The 13,645-nt window shown below is 35.3% G+C and carries 11 protein-coding genes and 2 pseudogenes; 6 read left to right on the forward strand and 7 right to left on the reverse strand.

Annotated elements, in window-relative coordinates:
• Window positions 1-1,275 carry a hypothetical protein gene (locus Bandiella_RS01385; protein WP_323733087.1) on the reverse strand — a complete coding sequence of 425 codons (1,275 nt, stop codon included), beginning with the start codon at window positions 1,273-1,275 and terminating at the stop codon, window positions 1-3.
• A gap of 406 nt (window positions 1,276-1,681) precedes the next feature.
• Here Bandiella_RS01385 and Bandiella_RS01390 point away from each other — a divergent pair.
• A pseudogene (locus Bandiella_RS01390) lies at window positions 1,682-1,834 on the forward strand (transposase); the annotation flags it as partial.
• A 158-nt stretch (window positions 1,835-1,992) separates the two neighbouring features.
• Here Bandiella_RS01390 and Bandiella_RS01395 read toward each other — a convergent pair.
• The 6 genes and pseudogenes from Bandiella_RS01395 to Bandiella_RS01415 form a co-directional block, all read right to left on the reverse strand.
• Complete coding sequence (locus Bandiella_RS01395) at window positions 1,993-2,361, reverse strand: IS1 family transposase (RefSeq protein WP_323733371.1); 369 nt, start codon at window positions 2,359-2,361, stop codon at window positions 1,993-1,995.
• On the reverse strand, window positions 2,265-2,738 hold the full coding sequence (locus tag Bandiella_RS01400) for an IS1/IS1595 family N-terminal zinc-binding domain-containing protein (RefSeq protein ID WP_323733088.1): 474 nt from the start codon (window positions 2,736-2,738) through the stop codon (window positions 2,265-2,267). Before Bandiella_RS01400 ends, Bandiella_RS01395 begins: the two co-directional genes overlap by 97 nt.
• An 82-nt stretch (window positions 2,739-2,820) precedes the next feature.
• The gene (locus tag Bandiella_RS01405; RefSeq protein WP_323732514.1) at window positions 2,821-3,171 is read right to left on the reverse strand and encodes a transposase; all 351 of its coding nucleotides are present in this window, start codon (window positions 3,169-3,171) and stop codon (window positions 2,821-2,823) included.
• A gap of 20 nt (window positions 3,172-3,191) precedes the next feature.
• Complete coding sequence (locus Bandiella_RS01410) at window positions 3,192-3,776, reverse strand: transposase (protein ID WP_407651268.1); 585 nt, start codon at window positions 3,774-3,776, stop codon at window positions 3,192-3,194.
• Between the two features lie 48 nt (window positions 3,777-3,824).
• Window positions 3,825-4,046, reverse strand: a pseudogene (locus Bandiella_RS07440) (transposase); the annotation flags it as partial.
• 191 nt (window positions 4,047-4,237) lie between these two features.
• Entirely contained in the window at window positions 4,238-4,984 is a 747-nt protein-coding gene (locus Bandiella_RS01415; protein ID WP_323733090.1) for an IS1 family transposase, read from the reverse strand.
• Window positions 4,985-5,146: 162 nt separating this feature from the next.
• Here Bandiella_RS01415 and rseP point away from each other — a divergent pair, with 162 nt between their 5' ends.
• Genes rseP through Bandiella_RS01440 form a run of 5 tightly spaced genes read left to right on the forward strand, consistent with a single transcriptional unit; the run spans window position 5,147 to window position 13,583 of the window.
• Window positions 5,147-6,253: an RIP metalloprotease RseP gene (rseP, locus tag Bandiella_RS01420; RefSeq protein ID WP_323733091.1), complete on the forward strand. Its 1,107-nt coding sequence runs from the start codon at window positions 5,147-5,149 to the stop codon at window positions 6,251-6,253.
• 14 nt (window positions 6,254-6,267) lie between these two features.
• Complete coding sequence (bamA, locus tag Bandiella_RS01425; RefSeq protein ID WP_323733092.1) at window positions 6,268-8,619, forward strand: outer membrane protein assembly factor BamA; 2,352 nt, start codon at window positions 6,268-6,270, stop codon at window positions 8,617-8,619.
• A 17-nt stretch (window positions 8,620-8,636) separates the two neighbouring features.
• A complete protein-coding gene (locus Bandiella_RS01430; RefSeq protein WP_323733093.1) occupies window positions 8,637-9,167 on the forward strand; it encodes an OmpH/Skp family outer membrane protein in 531 nt (176 codons plus the stop codon).
• Window positions 9,168-9,174: 7 nt separating this feature from the next.
• Window positions 9,175-11,046, forward strand: a complete 1,872-nt coding sequence (locus Bandiella_RS01435; protein ID WP_323733094.1) for a SurA N-terminal domain-containing protein — start codon at window positions 9,175-9,177, stop codon at window positions 11,044-11,046.
• Window positions 11,047-11,099: 53 nt separating this feature from the next.
• Complete coding sequence (locus Bandiella_RS01440) at window positions 11,100-13,583, forward strand: valine--tRNA ligase (RefSeq protein ID WP_323733372.1); 2,484 nt, start codon at window positions 11,100-11,102, stop codon at window positions 13,581-13,583.
• Window positions 13,584-13,645: the final 62 nt, after the last annotated feature.

Genomic DNA, 13,645 nt, shown 5'->3' on the forward strand with positions numbered 1-13,645 from the left:
CTACAAGTCTTCTTGCGGCTCTTCTACGCTTTGAAGAGCACTATCTTTTAGCTCAAGATTATCTAATGCTTCATATCTATTATCAAAGGATTCTTCTGCATAATCATCTAATATATACTTACTTAGTTGAATTATATCTTGACATATCATCTGATGTAAGAAGGGTAACGGACTTCCTATAAAAGATGTTTTGCAAATATGTACATATTGATCTTTTTCAACGTTGTATAGAGTTTGCATTTGAGGGTAAACTGAGCTCAAGCCTTTTAGAATATGAGCCTTAAATGCTTCGCCATATTGTTTGAGAATGCTTAGCCGAGGTTCAGCATAATCAATCTCTCCTGTAGATTCATTATATACAGTTGCAACCAAAGGCTTATTACTATCTTCATTAGATACTTGAAAATTTGTTAAGAACTGCTCTAGGTTGTGATAGTCTATTTGCTCTAAAACTTTTTTATCCGCACTCCTCTTAATTTCATGAAACTTAGAGCTGATTATTTGGTGTGGCTCTTTTATAATCTTATACTCGTCCCCTAGTATAAAATCTCTTAAAAATACAAATAAAAAGGTATAATTTGGGTCTGGAGTGCTAATTGGCTCTGGCGATCCTATTGAGCCGAAAAGTGCGGAGTTATCGTTTGGTTTCTTTGGGCTAGATATGTAATTAAATTCAAATTCGTCTCCATTTTTCTCATACATTCTATAATAAAGTGCGCACATATCTTTTCTCTGCGGCCTATTAGACAGCATTGCGCACTCCTCATCAGTTATTTCGTAGTCGTTGAATTTTGCAAAAACTTTCTTATATTGCTCTTGCTTTTCTTTAGGTATGTTTATCGTGCGCTCAATGTCATCAACTATATCCTTACCAATTTCTAGCGGCACAAAAGATTGCACATAAAATTGCGGCATGTTAAAATCCACTTTGTATTGAACATTATTATAAGTCAGCCTATAATCACTTTTATATGATGCAACAAAGGAGTCTGCAAGACTCTTTATGTGATCAAATAATTGATCGGCAGCTAAAATAAGATTTTGCGATATTGTGTAATCGGCAGTATCTTTCTCCAAAACCTTATTGCGAAAATCTTGGTCTTTATATATCTTTGGATCAGACCAAATTTCATTTTTTTCAACAAAATTAGCAAGCTTAGAGTGAGACATTGTCGAAAGAGTTAAGCTCGTTTCTTGGTTTTTTTCTTGATCTCCTGATAAATTATCTAAATGCTTAGGTTTGATTTTTTTATTATTTATTTTTTGTTTAGGCATATGCTATATTTTTTTTGCGAGTCATTAGCTTACATATTAGAAATAATTTTTCTGAAGTCAACTTCGAATATGCCCTAGGCATGACGAAAGAGCAGAGGGTTCAAGTCTCTCATGACTGATATAGAGCTGCCCATTAGCTGAGGCAATGTTAGCTTCGTGAAGAGTTAGCCGAAGGAAGCTGACGGCAAAGTAAGGCTGAAACGAACGGAAACTTGGTATTTAGGCAGTTACAACTGGGTAACATAGCATTATCTATAACAACCAGCTCTGTCGCGTCTACAATTGAAGATTTTTTGATAATTTTCTAAATAGCGTCGTCATGAGATTTGTGATATAATATGAAAGAAAAGATAAATCAGGAGTAAAAATCGATTTAGGGCTACATAGGCATGATATAACAGATAATATGTGGGATTTGATAAAGGATCATTTACCAGGAAGGGAAGGTACGTGATGAGGTTTGGCACATAATAACAGAAGATTCATTAATGCAGTATTTTGGATATTAAGAACAGGTTCTCCCTGGAGAGATTTGCCTTCAGAATATGGAGGATGGAAAAAATACGCATAAAGGGAGCGTTGAAAGATAAAATAAGGATAAATGTGATGGTTTGATTTAAGGAAGTTTGGACCATGGTCTAAAAAAATTAACAAAAAACTGGTTTCCCCAAGAATTCAAAAGATTTCTTTGAGGTGGGATATGGTAATTTCAGAGTGTTAGCCAAAGATAGATATAAAATTGCCCTGCTCACTTAGGAAATTATTGTTATCCTCAAAATGTACCCAGAGCTTAATCGTAAGATCGACAACTTCTTCAGATTTTGAAACCACCTTTGTTTTTCTGGTCATTCTTGCAATTCTGTGCCTTGTGTTTGAGTTATTGGACTCAATTGAGAGTGTATGTTGTTTGCCAACAACATGTTGATGGCGAGGTATAACCTCTGAATAAACAGACCAATCGTCTGTGTAATAAGTGCAATTATCTCTACTTATGATTTTCCACAATTTTCTAAAGGTTGTAACGTTACGCTTACCAACCACCCAGGCAACAACTCTCTTGAGCTCCCTACTATAGGCTTTCCATATCCATAATTTGTTTTTTTTGAATCTACAAAATGCCACATCTCATCTATTTCAACTTCTCTCAATTCTTCCGGCACTGTTGGTCTTGGTATCTTTTTAGCATACAGTATTATCCACTTATATACGCTAGTATGAGCTACTTTAAATAATTTCCCTAGCCATCTAAAGCTACTTTTTTCCATGCTGTACAATAACACTGCCAGAGCCTTCATCTCTGGCGAACAGCCTCTTAATTTAGTGCTTGTAAAATTACATCCACACTCTTTGCATTTATACCTTTGCATACCCCTAATATTACCATTCTTAACGTATTTACTGCTACTGCATTTTTTACACTCTGTATTCATATCTCTATTTTCTTTGTTGCTCGCTATATTCATTTTAGCATCTTATCTATCTTATGGCAACACTCCCGGTAATTTTTAGCTTTTTATTGATTCTGCGAAGCGTGATTTTATGAGCTTAGGCAGTAAGAACCGTTAAACGTTTTAAATTAAAGCAGATAGCATTCATAAATTCAGCAAACTGATTTTTGGCAATTCCTATGTATCGCAATCGTTTATTATCTTGAGAAAACACCCTCTCAAACGGAGCCCTTATGGAAGTATAGTATCGATCAAGGTCAAAATTCTTTTGCTTCATATTGTTTTTCTTGATGGCGCAAAAATGAATACCTCTGCTTTTAGCTGCATTCTTTGCTGGTGCAACACAATACCCTTTGTCAGCATAAACTGCTCCACTATTTGGTAAAACATGCGCAACTCCCTTTGCATCGGTAACATTAGCAGGCGTTATAGCAACCTTGTTGATCATTCCGGATTGAATATCTACGCTTACATGTTTTTCTTATAGCCATACCAAAATTTACTACCACCCTTGCACCCTATTTTGGCTTGTTTATCATGTGCGACTTTAGGCAAGACTTCGTTGTTAAGTTTTTCATATTTTTGTTTTCTGGCTTCATCCCGCTCTTCCCATAAATTAGCTTTGGAGATCAAGTGACTTGCATCAACAAAAGTAAATACCTCGCTCATATATCCTTGAGATTTTAGTTGATCTCTAAAAATGGCAAAGATTTTTGATAACAAATTTGTTCCTATCTTTGAGCGGATTCTACTAAAAACGCTATAATCAGGTGTGGCTTCGGTTAAATCAAAATCACAAAACCACTTGGCTGCAACACTGTCACTCAAATATCTTTCTAGTTCACGATCTGACAAATCTTCCATAAACTGTAACAACAAGCATTTAAATAAACGTAAAACACCATATCCCTTATAATTAGCAGGAGATTCAATTCCCTTCAGCTCTTGCTCTACTGCCCCAAAATTAAACAGCTCCTTAAATTTGCGATATTGATGCTCACTACCAACCAATTGATCCAAACATACCATTATTATTTGATGCGCTGATGACATTTTTCTCTTCTTTATTCTGTAATCCACTCCACTATACCTTTCTTTATTCCATCTTGCAACACTCCCTTTATGTGTATTTTTCCATCCTCCATATTCTGAAGGCAAATCTCTCCAGGGAGAACCTGTTCTTAATATCCAAAATACTGCGTTAATGAATCTTCTGTTATTATGTGCCAAACCTCCCCACGTACCTTCCCTTCCTGGCAAATGATCCTTTATCAAATCCCACATATTATCTGTTATATCATGCCTATGTAGCCCTAAATCCATTTTTACTCCTGATTTATCTTTTCTTTCATATTATATCACAAATCTCATGACGACACTATCTAAGTGTTTGCAGAGTGTTAGCCAAAGATAGATATAAAATTGCCCTGCTCACTTAGGAAATTATTGTCAGAGTGTTAGCCAAAGATAGATATAAAATTGCCCTGCTCACTTAGGAAATTATTGTCAGAGTGTTAGCCAAAGATAGATATAAAATTGCCCTGCTCACTTAGGAAATTATTGTTATCCTCAAAATGTACCCAGAGCTTAATCGTAAGATCGACAACTTCTTCAGATTTTGAAACTACCTTTGTTTTTCTGGTCATTCTTGCAATTCTGTGCCTTGTGTTTGAGTTATTGGACTCAATTGAGAGTGTATGTTGTTTGCCAACAACATGTTGATGGCGAGGTATAACCTCTGAATAAACAGACCAATCGTCTGTGTAATAACTGCAATTATCTCTACTTATGATTTTCCACAATTTTCTAAAGGTTGTAACGTTACGCTTACCAACCACCCAGGCAACAACTCTCTTGAGCTCCCTACTATAGGCTTTCCATATCCATAATTTGTTTTTTTTTGAATCTACAAAATGCCACATCTCATCTATTTCAACTTCTCTCAATTCTTCCGGCACTATTGGTCTTGGTATCTTTTTAGCATACAGTATTATCCACTTATATACGCTAGTATGAGCTACTTTAAATAATTTCCCTAGCCATCTAAAGCTACTTTTTCCCATGCTGTACAATAACACTGCCAGAGCCTTCATCTCTGGCGAACAGCCTCTTAATTTAGTGCTTGTAAAATTACATCCACACTCTTTGCATTTATACCTTTGCATACCCCTAATATTACCATTCTTAACGTATTTACTGCTACTGCATTTTTTACACTCTGTATTCATATTTCTATTTTCTTTGTTGCTCGCTATATTCATTTTAGCATCTTATCTATCTTATGGCAACACTCCCTAAATCAGTTATCACCTCAACGATTCTAAAGCCCTCAAACTAAAAAGCAATCATTTGTTTGAAATTTTCGATTGTAAATTGCATCATTTGTTGATATCTAATACGTTTATCAATATGCATACTTTTTTATGGCAGCATTAATTTGGTTCATTATAATACTAACACCGATAGTCTTTATACATGAGTTGGGACATTTTGTTTTTGCAAGGCTGTTTGGGGTTAAGGTGGATGTATTTTCGATAGGTTTTGGCAAAACACTCTTCAAATGGAAAGATAGTAAAGATACCACATGGCAAGTGGCACTTATACCGCTTGGGGGGTATGTTAAGATGCACGGGGATGATAATGCAGCAAGTGTGCCAGATGAAACTAAGCTGCAGTCTTTTGATGAAGATGAGAAAAAATTGTCTTTGCATCACAAAAAACTTTGGCAAAAATCTTTAATTGTTTTTGGTGGTCCGCTGGCAAATTATCTTTTGGCCATAGTGCTTTTTATAGGGGTTGCACTTTATAGTGGGAAGCAAGAAGTCACGCTTGAGATAACCGGTATTCAAAATGAATCTCCTGCTCAAAAAAGTGGTCTTGAGGTTGGTGATGTTATTGTGGAATTTAACGATCAAGCTGTTGATTCCATGTTTGACTTAAAGTCTAAGTTAATGCTTAACACTGAAGAAGAAATAAAACTGGGTTATATAAGAGGTGATAGCTATATGACTGTGAATGTCGTCCCAGATTTTATCGATATTGTTGATATTGGTGGTAACCAGCGTAAGCAGGCAATACTAGGCGTAATATTTGGAAAGTTTATTTATTCAAAGATTGGAGTTTTAGAATCTATAAAATATTCTGTTCAACAAGTGTTTGACATGTCATGCAACATGCTTTTGGGAATTTGGCAAATGATCACCGGGCAACGTAACACTGACGATTTAGGTGGGCCGATCAAGATTGCTAAATATTCCGCAGCATTTGCAGAGCAAGGGGTACTGGCAGTTTTGTTATTCATGGCCATAATCTCGTTAAATTTGGGGTTAGTTAATTTGTTGCCAATTCCTATGTTAGATGGTGGACATTTATTTCTTTATGCGTTAGAAGGGATAATGAGAAAACCTTTGAATTACAAAATTCAAAATATGATATTTAAAATTGGCATGGCTCTATTGATTGCTCTTATGTTGATGGCATTTTGGAATGATTTAAAAGGTATAGAATTTTTAAGGAATTTATTTAATTAATTTAGGGACGTAATATGAACTTCATCAAAAATATTCTTTTTACAACAGTCTTTTTATTTGGTGTTATTTGTGTTTTTGCATCAGACAGAATTTCCAATGTTGAGATTATTGGTAACAAAAGAATCCCAATAGATACTATAATTTTTCATCTTGATTTCAAAGGGGGGAATAACATATCCCAGGACCAGATAGACCAATCTGTTAAGAATCTTTATGCTACTGGGTTTTTCTCAAGCGTTTCTATGAAAAAGAAAGAAAACAATCGTATTTTTATTGAAGTGCAGGAAGCACCAATCATCAAGAGAATCTCCATAGAAGGAAGTAAAAAATTAAAGGCGGCGGAAATAAAGAAGAATTTGCTAAGCAAAGAAGGTGGTATGTACTCTAAGTTTAAGCTAGAAAACGATGTAAAATCATTGGCTGCTTCATATAAAAAAATGGGGTACTATTATACGGAAGTTAATTACGCTGTGAAAAATTCTAATGAAAATTCTATAGATGTCTCGATATTAGTTAATGAGGGAGTGAAACCCAAAATCAAAAAGATTAAATTTTTGGGTAACGAGAGGTACGCTGAGCGAGATTTGTTAAAAGTGATATCTTCTAAGGAATCTGCTTGGTATAGGTTTTTTTCTTCCAGTGATTTATATGACCAAGATAGGATTGCATTTGACAAAGAACTTTTGAGAGAGCACTACATGCAGGAGGGATACGCAAAATTTAAAGTGATCTCCTCATCCTCTGAAATTACACCAAACCAAAAGGACTTCCTCATAACTTGTTTGATTAGCGAGGGAGAAAGGTTTAATTTTGGCAAAACTTCTGTGGACTCTAAAATTAAAGATATAAAAAATTCAGAGTTAATGAAAGTGGTTCAGTATAAAGAAGGGCAAATATTTAATGAGAAGCTGATAGAAAAAACCGTTGATGAAATGACTAAGCATTTTGGAGACAATGGTTATACATTCGTAAACGTTGATTATGAGCTGAATAAAGACGAAAAAAACAAAACAGTAAATATCAAGTTTATTGCGAATGAAACATCGAAATACTTCATAAAAAATATTAATATAGTTGGTAATACAAGAACTTTGGACAGAGTAATTAGAAGAGAAATGAAAATTTATGAAGGTGATCCGTACAATGCATCTAAAATTCAAAGATCGAAGCAAAAGATCGGCAATCTTGGTTATTTTAGCTCAGTAGAGATAGAGAATAAGGCAACATCTGAGCGCGATAAAGTGGACCTTGAAGTTAAAGTGAAGGAGACGTCCACGGGTTCTTTAAATCTTTCTGTAGGGTATAATAGCGCTGTTGGGATGATAGGATCTGTTGCTCTTTCTGAATATAACTTTCTTGGAAAGGGACAGATCGTGAGGATGGAATTTGCTAAAGCAAACAAAAGCTCCGATATATCTTTTGGTTTTACAGAACCAAGGTTGATGGATAGAAATTTAAGTGTTGGCTTTGATGTGTTTAATAGTACCCAAGACTTAACAAATTTGAGCTCCTACGGTGCAAGAAGTAAAGGACTTACTCTAAGATTTGGGTATGATATTACAGATTATCTATACCACACAGTAAATTACTCTATTAAGAAAGATAAAATCAAAAGAGAAGATGAGGCTTCATTGTTTTTGAAGGCTCAGCCTACCAACTCTTTAACATCGTCTATTGGACAATCTTTCATGTATGATAAACTGGATAGTGCTATCAGTCCTACTAAAGGTTATATGATAAAACTTAGTCAGAACTTTGCTGGAGTTGGCGGTAATGTAAAATACATACAGCATCAATTGCATGGTAATCACTACACGCCTTTGTATAAGGACAGTGTTATATTAAAACTGGTGGGACGAGTTGGTGATGTACGTGGAGTTGGTGGGAATAACGTAAGTATCAGTAACAGCTTCTTTGTTGGCGAAGAATACTTGAGAGGATTTTATAGTATTGGTCCAAGACAAAAAGTCGTTAGCGAGCTTAAACCACAAGACCATGCTTTAGGTGGTAAGCAGTTTATTACTGGGACGGCGGAAGTGCAGTTCCCGCTTGGACTGCCTAAAGAATTTGGCATGAAGGGAGCAGTATTTACAGATTTTGGCACGCTTTACAACACTGATGCCGCTAAATATAAATGTATCTCACCTGAATGTGTTTGTAGTACCGATGTTTGTAAGGCATCATCTGATGATGAGTTTGACTCCAGTAAGATACATAACACTAAGAAGTTTAGAGCATCGTATGGTGTTGGGATATTATGGGAATCTCCGCTGGGCTTTATCAGATTTGATTACGGTATTCCAATTAAAAAAGAAGCCTTTGACAAATTGGAGAGAGTAAGATTAAGTATGGGAACAAATTTTTAACTAAAAAGGAGCAATAAATGAAAATTTTAAAACTACTAACTGTATTATTCGCGCTGTGCTTATTTAGCACTGTCTGTTATGCAGAAACAAACCTCGGTTTGGTTGATATACAAAAAATTGCGCAAGAATCCAATGCTTTTAAGGATGCAATGGCGAAGATTGAATCTAAAGCTGGAGAATTCCAAAAAAACACGGAAAAGCTAAGTGCAGTTCTTACTAAGAAAGGCGCTGAACTGGAAAAACAAAAAAACGTTTTATCGCCTGAGGAATATAACAAAAGACAGGATGCGTTTAGCAAAGAAGTTGAAAAAGAGGAGAAGAACTTTTACAATCAAAGGATTGCTCTTGAGAAAGCAACTCAGACCGCTAAAGAGGCTTTGTTTTCTCAAACAAAATCAATAATTGAAAACATTGCAAAGACAAAGAGCATTTCGGTTGTTTTCGATAAAAACTTTGCTTTTTATAATGTGGATTCTATAGACATAACAAATGATGTGCTTTTGGAAGTAAACAAACAGCTGAAGTCTATAGAGATAAACTTATCCTAAGATAACTGTGGTACATAATAAAATAACAAGAAATTTTGCAAAGCTACTTTTAACACTGTTGATTGTAGCTTTTGTTTTTTGGGGGTTTGGCAATGCTTTTAGGAGCAAAGATGAAAATTATGCGATAAAAATAGGTAATATTGAGTACTCCTTCCATCAATGGAACCAAATGCTAAGTAATAACATAAAAGATGCAACGAGGGAACATGGACGAGAGTTGAATGCTGAAGAAATCTATGAGTTAAAAAAATATGTATTGAACCAAATTGTGGATAGCACATTATTGTATATTAAAGCACGAGATTGGGGTATTGAAGTAAGTGATGACATGGTGAGGAAAGAAATCTTAAAAATACCTGCTTTTTTTGATGGTGGCAAATTCAGCAAAAATCTCTTTGATCTAACCATAAAAAGTTATGGTCTATCAGAAGAAGGGTTTATTGCCAAAATTAAAGAAGAGCTGATAAGGGATATATTTGTTGGTTCTTTATCAGGCAATAAACTCGTTCTTACACAACTAACGCAAGTGGTGCTACAAGATTTCCTGGGCACTTATGAGTTTGAGCGTATTAGAATTCCTTTTGATGCATTTAAAATTCCTTCTACTGCTTCAAAAGAAGATTTGTTATCAATTTATGAGAAAAACAAAGATCAATTTAAAATTCCAGAGGAACGGGATATCACTTATGTTGATATTTCAATGAATAAGATCAAAGACTCTGTAGAAAAAATTTATGAAGAACAAACGAGAGAAGAAGGATTACGCAAGCTGTACCAGCAAAAAGCTTTTTTATTTACAGAACCTGAAAAAAGAGTTGTTGAGCAAATACAATTCAGTTCTCTGGATATAGCAAAGAAAGCCAGGGAAGAATTGATCAAAGGGGTAGATGTTAAGACTATTGCCAAAAAATATGCCCCTGAATTTAAAAATATTGACTTGGGGGAGATAACTGCACAAGACTTCGATGGAGATATATCCGTGCAATTGTTTAAACTTAACAAAGGAGGGATTAGTAACATAATAGAAACTCCATTGGGTCTTTATATTTTTAAGGTATCAGATATAATTTCTGCGAAAACAAAAACATATGAAGAAGTAGAACATATAATAAAAAGAGAGTATAAGAGGGAGCTTATTCAAAATCAATTTTTGTCAGTTGTAAAAGATGTCCAAGACGCCGTAAACAATGGACAAAGCGTAGAGAAAATTGCTAAAACGTATAATTTAGAAATACGTCAAATAAAGTTACGCTTTTTAAGCGAGCAAGAAAATCAAACTGATTATGCGCAATATGCAAAATATGCATTTAAAGCACCATTGAATGCCGCAGCTGTAATTAAAACTGGTTCGGATAAATTTTCTATACTGAGGGTGGATAAAATTACTGAATCAAAAATTCAAGATTTTGAAACGATACAAAACCAACTTCAACAAATGTGGACTAAAGAAGAGGTTGCTAAAAAAGCTAATGAACTTGTATTTGTTGCAAACCAGGGCTATGACACCGAACAAAATAAGGAGTTAGTCGATTTTAAAAAGGTTGATATCAGTATTGTTAAAGTTGCAATAGCACATATGGAGAACTTAAGCTATGCAGTTAAGAACGAAAGCGAAGCTAAATACATTGCTTTTTCAGAAGAGATGAAAAAGTTAGTGCAAGATGAGTTCACAAAGCCGCATATCTATAACTTAAAACGTGAAGTTTTGTTCTGGAGACACAAAAAAATAATACCTGCATCTCAAACTGAAATAGATAAACATAAGACCAGGCTTGAACCACGTATCCAGCAAATTGAACAAGAAGCAATCATCACAGAGTTATCTCAACATTTAAGGAAGAAGTATGGGGTGAAAATAAACCAAAAAGTGATGGATTAAGTAATTCTGCGTGGATTTTTAAAGATTTTTTAACACAATACAAACTATTGAATATGGGCTTGCATGATAAATTAGACATGTCTAAGATTGAATCAAAATGGCAGAAAATATGGAAAGAGAACAATGCTTATAAATGGGACATTTCTTGTTCTAGGGCTGAAACTTTTTCTATAGACACCCCTCCTCCAACAGTTTCAGGTGAGCTGCATATGGGGCATGTTTTTAGTTATACCCAAGCAGATTTTATTGCCAGATTCCAAAGGATGTATGGTAAAAATGTATTTTATCCTATAGGGTTTGATGATAATGGACTTCCTACAGAAAGACTTGTTGAGAAAGTTAAGAAAATTAAAAGTAAGGACTTATCAAGAAATGAGTTTGTTAAAATCTGCCAGGAAGTTGTTGCAGAAGTGGAGCAAAAGTATCGGGAGACATTTCAATCACTAGGATTAAGTTTCGATTGGGACCAAGAGTATCAGACCATTGGTGAAAAGTCTCGCAAGCTTTCGCAAATGTCGTTTATCGATTTATATAACAAGGGTAAAATAATCCGAAAATTTGGCCCCAGCTTTTGGGATGTAATTGATCAGACAGCTATTGCTCAAGCTGAAAATGTTAATAAAGAGCAAGTCGGTGTATTGAACGACATCAAATTCAAAACCAATGACGGGCAAGATATCATAATTGCAACCACCAGGCCAGAAATGTTGCCCGCCTGTGTTGCGGTTTTCTATCACCCAGATGACTTAAGATACAGTCATCTGATTGGGAAGAAAGCAGTTGTTCCATTCTTTGATCATAGCGTTGACATTTTGCCAGACCATGATGTTGAACAAGAGAAAGGTACAGGCCTAGTTATGTGCTGTACATTTGGGGACATCCAAGATATTGAATGGTGGAGGAGGCATAAACTAGGCACTAAAGAGTGTATTAGTCCTCATGGTAAGATGAAGAATGCAGGATTTTTAAATGATATGAAAATCAAAGATGCACGTCTGTTCATTATAGAGAAACTAAAACAAGATGGTAAACTTGTAAAACAAACTGAGGTTATCCAAAACGTAAAGTGTGCAGAAAGATCAGGGGGAGTGCTGGAAATTATCCCAACAGATCAGTGGTATATTGAAGTTTTACCTTATAAAGATCAACTACATAAGAAAAACGATGAGTGCAATTGGTACCCAAAGTTTATGAAGGAGAGATTAACAAATTGGATTAATGGGTTGAATCAAGATTGGTGTATCTCTCGTCAGCGGTACTTTGGTGTTCCGTTCCCAGTGTGGTATTCCAAGAGAAAAGGGGAGGAGGGTAAGGTGTTATTACCGAAAATTCATCAACTTCCTGTTGACCCATATACCGATTTGCCTGAGGGATATACAGCTGATGAAGTTCAACCAGAAACTGACGTGATGGACACATGGGCAACAAGTGCTCTTACTCCACAGCTCTCGAGCCTTGGAATTAATGATGAGTTAATGATAGATAAAGTCCGGCACAGTAAGTTATTTCCGTTTGATTTGAGGCCACAAGCTCATGAAATTATAAGGATATGGGCTTTTGGAACAATAGTGAAAGCAATGTATCACCAAGATACAATTCCTTGGAAAAATTTGATGATCAGCGGCTGGTGTTTGGCTGCGGATCAGTCTAAAATGAGCAAGTCTAAAGGGAATGTTATTGTGCCAGAAAAGCTGATTAAAGAACAAGGTGCAGATGTAATTAGATATTGGGCATCCAACTCAAAACTGGGTACAGACATCATATACAATGAACAAGCTTTTAAAATAGCAAAAAAATTGATCACCAAGCTTTGGAATGCTGCAAAGTTTGTGGAATCGCATATTAAATATGTATCTGACAACCACATTAATGTGAATGATGATGTTAGTAAGGGGCAAATTTTTTGCGATCTTGACTTATGGATTATTTCAAAATTACACCAAGTAATCAACGCTGCAACCAAGTCATTGAATGAATATGAATATTGCGATGCTAGGACTGCTGTAGAGTCGTTTTTTTGGCATAACTTCTGTGATAACTATTTAGAGTTGGTTAAAGCTCGTGTTTATGACGAGCTAAATCAATCTCCAGAACAAAAGTACAGTGCTGCTCTTACGCTGCGCTATGTTATCCATGCTATACTAAGGCTTTTTTCACCATATATACCACATGTAACGGATGAAATAAATTCTGCTCTGTTTATGGGTTCTGAATCCATTACGCGAATTAATCAATGGCCTAAAGTTGATCACTATTATTTTGATGAGAAGTATGTAAAGCTTGGGGATGACGTAGTGAACATTCTTGAATTAATCAGAAAATATAAATCTATGAATGAGCTTTCTTTAAGGGCTGAGATAGGTGAAGTTACTTACTCAATTGAGGGTCGAGAAGAAATCATGCCTATGTCCGCGCTTTTGGATTTAAAAAATGCTGCTAATTGTGAATCGCTAAGTTTTAATGTGCGGATTAACACGGTGGAAAAGTTGGAATCTGATTGTGGTAAATATAATGTTTCAGTTGCTTATAAAGGCTAAAACACATTAGGTTAATTTGTCCCTCCGTCAAAAAGTAGTAGAATGAGGAGGAGGGGCTTATT

The organism is Candidatus Bandiella woodruffii, assembly GCF_034359465.1.
Taxonomy (GTDB): Bacteria; Pseudomonadota; Alphaproteobacteria; order Rickettsiales; family Midichloriaceae; genus NDG2.

Coding starts and splice junctions, on each gene's coding strand:
- Bandiella_RS01430 (WP_323733093.1), top strand. CDS start 8,637: ATGAAAATTTTAAAACTACTAACTGTATTATTCGCGCTGTGCTTATTT.
- Bandiella_RS01440 (WP_323733372.1), top strand. CDS start 11,100: ATGGGCTTGCATGATAAATTAGACATGTCTAAGATTGAATCAAAATGG.
- Bandiella_RS01385 (WP_323733087.1), bottom strand. CDS start 1,275: ATGCCTAAACAAAAAATAAATAATAAAAAAATCAAACCTAAGCATTTA.
- bamA (WP_323733092.1), top strand. CDS start 6,268: ATGAACTTCATCAAAAATATTCTTTTTACAACAGTCTTTTTATTTGGT.
- Bandiella_RS01415 (WP_323733090.1), bottom strand. CDS start 4,984: ATGAATATAGCGAGCAACAAAGAAAATAGAAATATGAATACAGAGTGT.
- Bandiella_RS01410 (WP_407651268.1), bottom strand. CDS start 3,776: ATGTCATCAGCGCATCAAATAATAATGGTATGTTTGGATCAATTGGTT.
- rseP (WP_323733091.1), top strand. CDS start 5,147: ATGGCAGCATTAATTTGGTTCATTATAATACTAACACCGATAGTCTTT.
- Bandiella_RS01405 (WP_323732514.1), bottom strand. CDS start 3,171: ATGATCAACAAGGTTGCTATAACGCCTGCTAATGTTACCGATGCAAAG.
- Bandiella_RS01400 (WP_323733088.1), bottom strand. CDS start 2,738: ATGAATATAGCGAGCAACAAAGAAAATAGAGATATGAATACAGAGTGT.